At 56.9% G+C, this 12,056-nt stretch carries 9 protein-coding genes and 1 pseudogene; 2 read left to right on the forward strand and 8 right to left on the reverse strand.

The features are described from left to right. The first annotated feature begins 51 nt into the window (after nt 1-51). On the forward strand, nt 52-1,056 hold the full coding sequence (locus BLS75_RS01155; RefSeq protein ID WP_072450050.1) for an Ldh family oxidoreductase: 1,005 nt from the start codon (nt 52-54) through the stop codon (nt 1,054-1,056). A gap of 112 nt (nt 1,057-1,168) precedes the next feature. On the opposite strand, the pseudogene BLS75_RS01160 reads toward BLS75_RS01155, so the two are convergent. From BLS75_RS01160 to BLS75_RS01185, 8 genes and pseudogenes are all read right to left on the reverse strand, one after another. After that, nucleotides 1,169-1,450 (reverse strand): annotated as a pseudogene (locus BLS75_RS01160) (RHS repeat-associated core domain-containing protein); the annotation flags it as partial. Between the two features lie 303 nt (nt 1,451-1,753). Next, a complete protein-coding gene (locus BLS75_RS01165; RefSeq protein WP_072450052.1) occupies nt 1,754-2,032 on the reverse strand; it encodes an Imm26 family immunity protein in 279 nt (92 codons plus the stop codon). Nucleotides 2,033-2,043: 11 nt separating this feature from the next. Beyond that, nucleotides 2,044-2,241, reverse strand: a complete 198-nt coding sequence (locus BLS75_RS32295) for a hypothetical protein (RefSeq protein ID WP_143072795.1) — start codon at nt 2,239-2,241, stop codon at nt 2,044-2,046. Between the two features lie 121 nt (nt 2,242-2,362). Continuing rightward, the gene (locus BLS75_RS01170; protein WP_072450053.1) at nt 2,363-2,971 is read right to left on the reverse strand and encodes a hypothetical protein; all 609 of its coding nucleotides are present in this window, start codon (nt 2,969-2,971) and stop codon (nt 2,363-2,365) included. A gap of 319 nt (nt 2,972-3,290) precedes the next feature. Further along, the gene (locus BLS75_RS31900) at nt 3,291-3,815 is read right to left on the reverse strand and encodes a hypothetical protein (protein WP_143031404.1); all 525 of its coding nucleotides are present in this window, start codon (nt 3,813-3,815) and stop codon (nt 3,291-3,293) included. After that, complete coding sequence (locus tag BLS75_RS01175) at nt 3,812-7,753, reverse strand: RHS repeat-associated core domain-containing protein (protein WP_072450055.1); 3,942 nt, start codon at nt 7,751-7,753, stop codon at nt 3,812-3,814. Before BLS75_RS01175 ends, BLS75_RS31900 begins: the two co-directional genes overlap by 4 nt. A 262-nt stretch (nt 7,754-8,015) precedes the next feature. After that, the gene (locus BLS75_RS01180) at nt 8,016-8,465 is read right to left on the reverse strand and encodes a DcrB-related protein (RefSeq protein ID WP_072450056.1); all 450 of its coding nucleotides are present in this window, start codon (nt 8,463-8,465) and stop codon (nt 8,016-8,018) included. 26 nt (nt 8,466-8,491) lie between these two features. Then, nucleotides 8,492-10,477, reverse strand: coding sequence for a type VI secretion system Vgr family protein (locus tag BLS75_RS01185; protein ID WP_072450058.1), 1,986 nt, complete (start codon nt 10,475-10,477; stop codon nt 8,492-8,494). Nucleotides 10,478-10,967: 490 nt separating this feature from the next. On the opposite strand from BLS75_RS01185, the gene BLS75_RS01190 reads away from it, so the two are divergent. After that, entirely contained in the window at nt 10,968-12,029 is a 1,062-nt protein-coding gene (locus tag BLS75_RS01190) for a glycosyltransferase family 2 protein (RefSeq protein ID WP_072450060.1), read from the forward strand. Nucleotides 12,030-12,056 lie beyond the last annotated feature (27 nt).

Raw genomic sequence — 12,056 nt, forward strand, 5'->3', positions numbered from 1 at the left:
CCCCGGGCCCGGTGGCCAGGGCGGTTGTGCAGCAGCGTCAGGGAGCAATCGATGCAAGAGAGTGCAGCGTTCAAGTGTCTGTCGCTGGCAGAGGCCAGGGATTTTGCCCAGCGCTGCTGCCTGCAGGCGGGCAGCAGCCAGGAAGTGGCCCAGGCTCTGGCCGAGGCCACGGTATCGGCCCAGGGTCATGGCCTGGCCAGTGTGGGTTTCGAGCATCTGGCCGATTACCTGCACGGGTTTGCCAGCGGGCGCATAGCGGGCTTGGCCAAGCCACTGATCACCCAGCTGGCCCCGGCGATGATCCGTTGCGATGCGCGCGCGGGCATTGCGCAACTGGGGTTCGATCAGGCCTTTGGCGCTGTGTGTGACAGCACCCGGCAGTTGGGAATCAGCCTGTTTGCCCTGCACAACGGGTTTACCTGTGGCGAGCTGGGCTACTACACCCGGCGCCTGGCCGCCGAAGGCCTGGTGGCATTGGCGTTCTGCAACGGCCCGGCGCTGTTGACCGTGGCCGGCCAGCGCCAGCCGATCTATTCCACCAACCCCCTGGCCTTCGCCGCTCCCTGCGGCGACGGGCGCTTGCTGCTGATCGACCAGGCCAGCAGCGCCACGGCCTTCGTCAACCTCCTCAAGGCGGCCGAGGCCGGGGAGGCGATCCCCGAAGGCTGGGCAGTGGATGCCCAGGGCGCAGGCACCCTGAGTGCCCGGGAGGCCATGCACGGTGCCTTGCTGGCGTTCGGCGGCAGTCGCGGGGCCAACATCGCCTTGCTGGTCGAAGTGCTCGCCGGCGGTGTCGCCGGGGGCAACTGGTCGCTGGATGCGCCGGATTTTCGAAGCGGCGGGCAATCGCCGGGTTCGGGCCTGCTGGTGATCGCCATCGCCCCGCACCTGCTCGATGAGCAGTTCGAGGCTCGACTGGCGCAGCAGATGCAGCGCCTGGCGAGCCTTGGCGTCCACCCTCCCGGAGAGGCCAAACAGCAAGCCTGGGCCCGGGCGCAGAAGGAGGGGATCAGCCTGTCTATTGGCTTGTATCAGCAACTAGAGGGGCGACTTTAGCGTTTCTTTGTGCGTTTGCAACAGAGTAATTCGATGGGTTTACTTTAATCTCGTTTTTCCAGAAGTTTTTCCTGGCCGTGCTCCAGCACCCCCAACCCCACGGATCAATCTACCCCAACGCATTCGGCGCATACCGATACAGGTTCTCGCCACCCGCCAACCCGATCGGGTCCTGCGTGGTAAACCGTCCCACTGCCGGATCGTAGTATCGGAACGTGTTGTAGTACAGCCCGCTTTCCCGGTCGTGATACTGCCCCTGAAAGCGTAGATTCTGCTCCACCGTATTCGGCGATAACGCTTCCAATCCGCCCCAGGCTTTGTAGTACGCGCGCCACACCACCTGCCCTTGGGCATCGGTCATTTCCTGCGGCGTGCCGATCTGGTCGGTGTGGAAGCAGGAATTCGTGAGACTATTTAAAAAGTCTGAACAATAAGAACGGCGATAACCTGTTAATCGGTCGTGATAAGATCGAAAATTAAAGCTTTAAATATTAAAGTGGTAAGTTCTAAAGTGGAGGCATATTGATTATGTAAAAGTATTTTTTGGTGTGTATGACGGGTAGTTGTTATATTTTTCGTCTGGCGTGTCAAAACTATTTCAAAGTATGCCGACTTTTTATGGCTTTCTGAAGTGCGGTAAACAAAATAAATATCTTCAAGGCTGTCTGATGAAGTCATCATCTTGATGACTTATAATTTACCATCCGCCAGATATTTTCTTATCAAACAAGCTGTGGGGGTCTAATGTTAAGTGAAGTAATGGCTTCCTTAAACTGGCAATGGATTTTTCAGATATATATGGGGCGTTTGAGAAATGGTTAAATATTTCTGCTGAGTGCCCGATGCTGACTTTTGATATGATTCTGCCAACCAAAAATTTATTGTCAGATATTTGAAAGCAAAATATATCTCCTGCTTTAATAAAGCGAAGCATGGTCCGTTTTTTATCCCAGTCCCAAAATTTAAATTTAGTCATCAGCACACTCTTTAACTTGAGGTTGAACCATTTTTCTTACTGTGATATGCGTCTTTAAATGAACTTGCCCTTGGATCTGCTCGCCCATGGTCAAATGAATTGTACTTGTTGCCTCGGTTTGTTGATGATATTTCCTCTCCAATAGTTCCTGTTCCTGTTCCTGTTCCTGTTCCTGTTCCTGTTCCTGTTTTGGTTTTGTATTTTTCCATGTGGAACTGTTCGTAACCTCTAGCCTGGCCGTACTTAATGTTTTCATCCAAGGGAATGAGACCAGTATTTCCACTCAAACGCCCAGACTTTATTTGTGGTGTTTGTCGTGGCTTAACTTCCTTACGGGTATCGGATCTCCTGATAGCCATTAGGGAACTCATTAATAATTTTGCTTACTGTGCCATCCAAATAATAGAACAGTACTTGATGTGTTGAATAAAGCTCTTGGTCATGCTGTTTTTGCATAACCGATATCGAGCTTAGTCTTTCGTCATCGTATAGATAATCAGAGGTGCTGCTGCCATATTTTCCGAAATTAGCATCTCGCAAAATTCTTCCATCGGCTATAGAACTAATGGTTATATTTCTTATTTTTCTTGTGCTGTCTATGTATACGCTTTTTATTTTTTCTTTGTCATGGAAATGGAAGTCTCTGTTTATAATGGATTCGGACTGTCCGTAGATATCTATCATCACTGCTCTATCGCTTTTGTCAAAGTAGTAAATATGAGTGTTTTTAACGTTTTTCGGGAGGGATTTTAGTTCTTTGCCTAACTTAAAGCCGGCTCTCTGGATTTCAAATGGTCTGATATTAAATAAAGCTCCTTTGCTTATAGTTTTTCGTACTACTTTCTCTTTGGCAGCTTTTAAGAATGAGTCAAGAAACACATCGGGCTTTGACTGGATTTCGTAAAACTCTTTTTCAAGTTCTTGAAGTTCGATTTTCATAAAGTTCCCAGTTATTTTATATGGGTTTCTGATTTTTCATCGTTGGCGTATTAGGCTCTGTATGAAAAGTTTTGAGACGAAGGTCAGGCAAGGCGAAAACGGTTGAGGAAGCGGAGTTTACTGGTTGTAAATGAGCATTCCGAGACCGTTTCAACGCAGTATCACCGAGTAAATCCTAGGAGGCTGACCATGCACCACGATCGGTTGTTCGATGTGAGTGAGGCATGGGTATGGTTGGCCGAGGCCAGAATACTGGTTCGTCGGCTTACAGCTTAATTTTGTCTACACCCTCTAAAGGATGTTGGAAAAGTAATTTACTTTAAACGCAGAACCACTCTTCATCACCAATATCTATCTTGCACGTAAAAAAATCAACGTCTTCGAATTGAGTTAAGTGCTCTTTGATCACTTTAACCAAATCACGCTCACTACAATTGATATATGCATGAATCTCATCTGTAGAGAACACAATAAGGATGGATGAAGAAAAGTCCGCAGATGAGAGAAAAATCGAGAAAGCTTCATTGTATTCAGAGTGGAAAAAAACTTTTATAAACTCAACTTTAAACGGAATAAAATCTCCACTCCTGCTTTCGCTCAAGACTGAATACAAAGAATACAAATTAAAATCATCGAATTCATTAATAAGGTTGGTGGAAATAAGTGGATTGGCTCCATTTATATAAAATCCAACCACACCGCCATAATCAACTTCAAAGAAGCTCACATTATCAATTAGCTCTCCATTCTCATCACTTACCATGATAAGTGATGAGATGGTTTTGTTGTAAAGTAGTGATGATATTTTCTTTAGAAAAAATCGATGATAATTAGTTGTCTTCACTTTATTACCTCTTGTAAGAATGAGGATATGCGATCCCTATGAAGAAATGTAGTTATTTCATTCGTTGAGTTGTTTACTAAGATCACGGCTTTATCCTTCACGTATACGCGCATAGACTCAATTGTATTCCATTTAAAATTCGGATTAGCTAAGTTTCCGCTATCATTTACTATGGAGAGAATAAAATTTTTCTTTCCTGCTACATCTCCTTTTGCGACGGGAACACCTAACCGCCTGGAGGTCATATATATATCTTGAGCATGTTTTTTTAATTTTCCCTCAAAATTTTTGCTGAATTTAACAGAGCAAGCTGTTAATCCAAGCGGATCAACCCACCCCAACGCATTCGGCGCATACCGATACAGGTTCTCGCCGCCCGCCAACCCAATCGGGTCCTGCGTGGTAAACCGTCCCACTGCCGGATCGTAGTACCTGAAGGTGTTGTAGTACAGCCCGCTTTCCCGGTCGTGATATTGCCCCTGAAAACGCAGATTCTGTTCCACCGTATTCGGCGATAACGCTTCCAATCCGCCCCAGGCTTTGTAGTACGCGCGCCACACCACGTGCCCTTGGGCGTCGGTCATTTCTTGTGGGGTGCCGATCTGGTCGGTGTGGAAGTAGTAGGTCTGGCCCGGCTGCTCGGGCAGTGTGGGGTCTGTATCGATGCGCGCCAGGGGCGCGTAGCTGTCGGTCTCGTAGACGTAGGTGCTGTGGCGCTGCGGTTGTTGCTCTTGCAGCAGGCGCAGGCCTTGCCAGAGGAACGTCGTGTCTTGGGTCTGGCCGCTTTGCGTGACGGCTTTAGCGATCCGTCGCCCGAGGGCGTCGTAGTGGTAACGCGCTTCGCTGTGCAGGGTTGCGCCGTGCCAGGTCTGGGCATGGATCAGGCGATTTTCGCAGTCGTAGGTAAAGCGTTGCGTTGCGCCGTTGGTGCTGCTCTTTTCGCTGAGGTTGCCCCAGTCGTCGTAGGTAAAGCGCAGGTCTTTGAAGGCGACCAGACGGTTGTTCTGGATGCGATCGAATTGCCAACTGCCGCTGCCGCAAAGGTTGCCGGCCGGGTCGTAGGAGAAGTCTTCGGTGTGCAGTTGCGGGTGGTTCGGCTGGCGGCTGCGCAGTTGGCCGCTGGCGTCGTAATGGAAGTCGGTGATACCGCGCTGTTTGTCGACGATCCGTTGTACTTCACCGCCGTCGCTGTAGTGATAGCGGCGGTGCAGGGCGGTAGCGGGATGCTCGGGGAGGCCGAGCAGGCTGTCGGTCTTTTCCTGCAGTTGGCTCAGTTGCTCGTGGGGCAGGCGGATAGCGGCTTGCCACATTTTGCGCCCCTGGCTGTCGTAGCCGTAGCGACTGGTGAGGTTGCCTTGGGTACGCAGGGTTTCGCGGTGCAGGGCGTCGCGCTCGAAGTCGCTGATCAGGTGGCCGTCGAGGTTGATCTGGTGCAGGTGGCCGCTGCCGTAATAGAGCTGGTTGAGCTGGCGAGCGTCGGGCAGGGTCAGCCCGCTGAGGTTGCCCAGGGCGTCGTACTGGTAGGCAAGATTGCCGGTGCTGCTGCTTTCGCTCAGTAGTTGGTCAGCCGCGTCGTAGCTGAAGGCCAGGCTATCGGGGCGGATGCCCAGGGCCTGGCCCGCCTTGCTTGGCAGGCGCTCGACGGCGATCAGACGGTCTGCATCGTCGTAGTGATAATCCAGGCGGGCATCGCTGGTGACCCGGCTGAGCAGGCGCCCCGCGGCGTCGTGTTCGAACTGTTGCTGGCGAGTGAGCTGCACCAGGCTCGGGCTGGTGGCGATTTCTTCCAACTGGCTCAGTTGGCCGTTGAGGCTATAGCTGAAGCGGCGGCGCAGGCCATCGATGCGCACTTCTTCCTGCAGGCGGTCGCTGGCGTCGTAGCTGAAGCGGTAGGCGGCCTTGTTTTCGTTGAGCAGGGCGATCAGGCGCTGGGCTTTGTCGTATTGATAATGAACCTGCAGGCCACGGGCGTCCCTGCGTTGGCTGGGCAAGCCCCGGGGCGTGCGCGCCAGGCTGGTGGTGTGGCCGTCGGCATTGGTGTGGCTGAGCAACTGGCCGAGGGCGTTGTAACGGTACTGGTCATGGCTACCGTCTGGATGGTCGACGCGCAGCACTTCGCCATCGGCTTTGCGGGTCAGGCGCGTGGTGCACTTCAGGGCATCGGTGATGCTCGCCAGGTGCAGGTGGCTGTCGTAGCCATAGCGCGTCAGCTGTCCGGAACAGTCCTGGTATTGCTCGATCTGCCCCAGTTCGTTCCACCATAGTCGGGTGTTGTTGCCCAGCGGGTCGATGCGGGTGTGGGGCAGGCCAGCGTCGGTGTTGAAGAATTGGGTCACCTGACCCAAAGGGTCGGTGCTGTCGAGCAGGTTACCCTGACGGTCATAGCTCCAGCGCTGGCAACTGCCATCGGCACGCTCGATGGCGGTGACCAGGTCGGTGTCCAGGTGATAGCTGTAACGGATCGAGCGACCCAGGGGATCGGTTTCTTCTTCCAGTCGCGAGAGTTTGTCGTAGGTGAAGCTCAGGGTGCTGCCATCGGGCAACTCCATACCGGTCATGTTGCCGGATTCATCGAGCTGGAAGCGGTACTGCTCACCACCAAAGTCGCGGCTGGCGGTAACCCGCCGACCTTCGTTGTAGTCGATCCGCGCGGTACGACCGAGCACGTCTTTGATATGAGTCTGACGTTGTGCCAGGTCATAACTGAACAAGTAGCGCTCACCGTCACTGGTCCAGTGCTCGGCGACCCTGGGCTGACCGTCGTTCAGGGTGGCCCAGCGGTAGTGACAACGCAGGCCCAGGGCGTTTTCGTGGGCCACCATCAGGCCCTGGTCGTAGGCGAAACCGCGCACCCGTTCGCCGTTGCGGTTGATGACCTGGCGCAGTTGGCCGTTGCCGTCGTACTGGTAATGCACCAGGGTTTCGACAGGCTGGTTATCGACAACCCGTTCGACTCGGCTCAGGCGCCGTTCGTGCTGCTCGTAGCACAGGTGCAGACGAATGCCGCCCGTGGCGCACAGGTCGCTCAGACGCTGCTGATTGTCATAGCTGAAATTAAGAAAATGGCCGAGGGCGTTTTCGATACGCCGCAGGGGAGATGGCTGACCGTCGACGGCCAGCTCACCGAAATAGAAGAAGGTGTTGTCCAGGCTTTGCAGCAGGTAGTGCCCACCTTCGGAGCGCACCACGAACAGTTGTTCGTCCGTCAGGTAGGCGCGCTCGCCGGGTTCCAGTTGCGGCAAGGGCAGGTCACGCCCCTGGTTGTCGCGCAGGTACAGTCGCTGGTCTTCCAGGCGCAGGCTTTGCTCCCAGGGCAGCACCCAGCCGCGCCCGAGCAAGCCTTCGTGGGTAATGTCACTGGCATAGAAGCGCGCCCAGGTGATGGGCATCAGTCCTGGCAGGCTGAAGTCGGTTTCACTCTCTTCCAACAGCAGTTTGCGCCCGCTGATGGCGTCCACCGGATTGCCGAACAGGGCACCGGCCACGCGGCTTATCGCCGGGCCGATGGCATATCGACTGATCAGCTCACCGGTTACCGCGCCGGCTGCGAATTTCATGGCGCAAGGGAGGAACTTACCTGCCGTCAAAGGGAGTTGACGAAGCGCACCTGCGAAGCTGGCGACGACCATGAGGATATCAACGGTGGTGCGCAGCCACTCGGGGACCTCGTCGTCGATCGGCAAGTACGGCTCTTTCTCGGCACCGATAAAAACGTTTTCCGAACCACTGTCGATGACGCTGCCGCAGGTCAGTTTGTCGCCCTTGCGGGCGGCGGGCAGGCCGTTGATAAAGACCTTGGCGGAGCCCTCCGCGACCATTGGAGGAACCGGGTGTTTAGTGCAAATGCCTAGGCTGCCTTGTACCTGTGCGGCACTCAGGCCATTGATGCGCACGTTACTGGAACCACTGGTGATCCCTCCGGCGGGAGCCTTGGTCATTCGTCCTATGCTTTCACCCGCCTTAATCAACTCTGAACCTGCAAAGCCGGCCACCATCCCGACAAGCAACGGCAATAACACGGCCCCGGCTCCGCAGGTAGCAACGGTGAAAATAGAGACGGCTGCCACCAGTGCCAATCCCAGCGCGGCCCCTACTAGAAAGCCCAGCAGTGCATTGCTATGAGCGATCTCATCATCAAAACGTGCAGCCTCAAACATCGAAAACACTCCGTGTCATGCCGACCTTTTATGTCAGGTGTCCTTAAGGGGGGCCAGCGACAGGAGGGTGCTGCTGAAAGCTCGCCAGGACGTCTGTCCACAGCTGATTCAGTTGATCGTCAAAGGGCTGCTGGCTGGTGGCCGAAAACACCAGCACGCGCTGGGGCGAGACGATAAAGCCGGCCTGACGCTGGTACACCGGACGCCCGTCGCTCTGGTAATGGGCGTCGACTTGCAGGCCCGGCACCGGGGATTGCGTCGAAAGCCAGACCTCTTGCAGGTCCTGACGTTTGTATTTGCGCAACTTGGCGGCAATCAGGCCGACCTGGCGCTCGACATACTCCGCCAGGCTTTCCCCGGGCAGCGTGATGTCCCGGGACAGGGTCAGGCTGAAAGGTGCTGGCAGGGTTACCCCCGGGACGAACATATTGACGCTGCGATCTTGAAAGCCACTGGGCAGCGTGAGTTTTCCTTCCTGGATCAGGTAGTCCATGGGTGCTTGCTCTTGGGAAATGAAGGTCAGGCGGTAGGTGCCGGTGGGGGAGAGAAGGCAGCCTCGACTTCGGCATCGATGCTGCCTTTGTCGCCATCCGTTTCGGGGGCTGTGGCGGCGGCGCCGCCGGGCATGTTGATGTCGAGCTGGCCGCCGGTATTGATCTGCGCATCGCCGGTCACCGAGAAGTTGAAGGCGCTGCCGTAGAGGTTGATTTCCCCCGTGGCCAGCATTTCGATCACGCTCTGGCCACAGACCAGGCGTATTTTTTCCCCGGCTTCGATCAGGTACTGGGTGCCGATGCTGTCCTTCTTGGTGGCTCCGACTTGCAGGGTGTCGTCGACCTTGACCGTTCTCAGGCTGTTCTGGCCGACGGTGATGGTTTCGTCCTGGCCGACCGAGTGCACACGGTTGACGCCTACCCAATGGCTTTCGTTGTTCCTGACGGTGCAGTCCTGATCGCGCTGGGCATGGATGTAGATTTGCTCCTGGCCGGCCCGGTCCTCAATGCGCAATTCGTTGGTGCCATTGCCCCCCAGGCTGCTGCGGGTCTTGAACACGCTGCGCGTCTTGTTCGCCGGCAACGGATAAGGCACGGGCGTGTGCTGGTTCGGCACGCAGCCGGTGACCAGCGGCTGCTCGGGGTCGCCACCGATAAAGCTGACCAGCACTTCCATGCCGATCCGCGGGATGGTCACGTGACCAAACCCCTCACCCGCCCAACTGGTGGCCACGCGCACCCAGCAGCTGGAGAACTCGTTACGCTCGCCCTCGCGGTCCCAATGAAACTGAATCTTTATGCGCGAGAAATCGTCACACCAGATTTCCTCACCGGCAGGGCCGGTCACCAGCGCGGTCTGGCTGCTCAGGCGCGGCTTGGGGGGCGGCTCTTGGGGCCGGAAGAAGGTTTCGCTGGGAATGGCGCTGAAGCGGTTGCGGTAGCCCTGGTTGAAGCCGCCGTGGCGCTCGTCGCTGGTGACCGACTCTTCCAGCACCTGTGGTTGGCGACCCTCATGTTCAACGCTTATCAGCAGCCACATCTGGTTGTATTCGCCGCGCGGGTGCTCGCTGAGAGTCACCAGATGGCCGCAGCGCAAGTTCGACAGTTCACTTTGTCCCTTGGCCAACTGGTAGTCGGCGCGATGGCCTTCGAGGGCGATCTGGCTCAACTGTTTGCCCACCGCGCCGGTGTTGTAGCGGCCGGGGTAGCGATAGTCTTCCAGCACCGGGGTGGCCTTGCTGCGTGCCCCGGTATGCAAGGTGCTGGGCACTGGGTCGAGCTTGGCGCCGCTGGAGGTGCTGCGCGGGTCGGGCTTTTTCAGGTCGTAGTCGCGCCGGGCCACCTGGCTGGTGCGGGTGCTGAAGCGCACCGCGAAATGGCTGACCACCGGGTCTTCGGCGGCCAGGCCGCTGCCTTGCTGATAGCGCGCGGGGGCGAGAATGGGGTAGTCGGTCTGGTTGTCGGAAAACACCAGCACGTGCCGGTCGAGGCTGTGTTCGTGGTGCCAATGAATGCCGTCTTCAAAGCACAGCCGTTGCAGAAACTGGAAATCCGTCTCCCCGTATTGCACGCAATACACGCGCGGCACCGAAGGCTTGGGGGCGATATTGAAACGGTACTGGTCGGCAAGGATGCCGTGTTCCTTGAACACCTTGGCAATGATCTGCGGCACCGTCAGGTTCTGGTAAACCCGTTGGTTATGCCGGTGCTGCAACTGGTACAGGTGAGGGCGCAGGATCAGGTGATAGCGGGTCATGCGCTTGCCGCTGTCGCCGACCTCAATGTCGTCGATCAGGCCATGGATGCCTTCACCCTTGAGGCCGAACTGCAAGAACGCCGGTTGGTTGAGCAGGCTTTCCAGATCGACGTTGGGGTTGTCCGAAACCAGCTCGATGTGGATGGCATACAGCTCGCTGACGGCTTCGCGACCCCGGAAGGCCAGCACCTTGAAGTCGTGATGAACGGCAGGAATGGACAGCACGAAATGCGCAGTGTCGGCCGGCGCGAACATAGGCTCATCCTTAAGCGTGAGAGAGGCCAGGCCCGTGTCTTGCTCGACCCCGGCTGGAGGTGGCGCTCAAACTAGCAAAGGGTGCGCAAGAAAAAATATGAGATAAATCCGGAAAATAAATAGAATTTTCGAAGCTTGGTGTGGGGCTTTCCGAGGACGCGCGTCGTACGCCTCGCCCACATGAAGTGATAATGCGCGCAGTGACAGTGCTGCCCTCTTAGTGAGCACGCAGCACACAAGTTCGCTCTCCGAATGACGTACTTGGGGACAGGCCGTTGTCCTGCGCCGAAAGCATTGTTTGCCCTGGTTTGGCAAGAGCGGAACACTGGCAAAGTGCTGCCTGAGCCAACTGCGCAAGCGATCACAGCGAATGCAGCCGGCGTTTGAATAATCCCCGGAATAATGCTGTGATTGCGCCCGTCACGCCCCAGGGCGGCCCTGCTTTTTTTCGAGACACAGCGAAATGGATAGCCAAGAGACGACAACCGGGATGTCGCAGTTGCCTCCCGGTAGCCAATTGCGCGAGCGCCTGGAGGGCATTGCTGCCAGCAGCGCGCTGGTGTTGGAAACCAACAACCTGCGCGGCGGCAAGGATGCACAGGAAGCCCTGAACAGCCTGGAGCGCCTGATTGCCCGGCTGGCCCGGCAGAGCTTGTCACCCCAGTCTTTTGCCCAGTGGGTCATTACCCATGACGGGCTTGACCTCGCGGCGCGCCAGGCGTTGTACGTGCTGGCTGGGCGCACCGTGGATTTTGTCGAGATCGACGCCAGCACCGGCTATTACGACGCCAAGAATGTCGGCTTCGATGCGGTCGACCAGGAGCGTTGCCAGTACGTGGTATTCGCCGATGCCGACTGCCTGCCCGATGCCCGTTGGCTGGAAGAGTTGCTGCTGCCCTTTGTGCAACCCGAGGCGCCCGTGGCGGTGGCCGGGCGCACCAGCTACGCGCCGAGCGTCGCCGGCAGCGCGCTGACCGCCATCGACTTCATGTATTTCCCCAGCCCCTTGCGCCACGGCGCCACGCGTAACTTCTACGCCAACAACGTGGCTTTTCGCTGTGCCACCTTCGAGCACTATCGCTACGAGCCACTGGATGGCATCTATCGTGCCCATTGCCAGGTCATGGGCCTGCGCCTGCAAGCGGCGGGGGTGGCGGTGGCCTATGCGCCGGCGGCACACACCGAGCACCGGCTGCCCGACAGCCAGGGCGAGGTGTTCAAGCTGCGCTGGCTCAGGGGCGGCGACAGCGTCGGCCTGACCCCGTACCTGGTGCGCGCCTACCTGCCGGGCTGGCTGCAATGGCTCGGGCGCAGTGGGCCGCTGGGGCCTTTGTGCGTGATGGTCGGGCGCCTGGGCTACAGCCTGCGGGCCCTCAACCACCAGGACCTGCCGCCCCTGCACGGAGCCCGGCGCCTGGGGGCCATGGCCATGGTCACTGCCATCTCGTTGCTCGACACTGCCGGCGCCGTGGTGCGTGGCTGCGGGCTGTCCATCGGCCGCTCCAGTGCCCGGCACAGTGAAGCGTTGTCGTACCACCGCAACCTGGATTGATCCGCGTCGCGCCGTATCGTCGCACGC

This window comes from Pseudomonas sp. NFPP12, assembly GCF_900103205.1.
GTDB lineage: Bacteria > Pseudomonadota > Gammaproteobacteria > Pseudomonadales > Pseudomonadaceae > Aquipseudomonas > Aquipseudomonas protegens.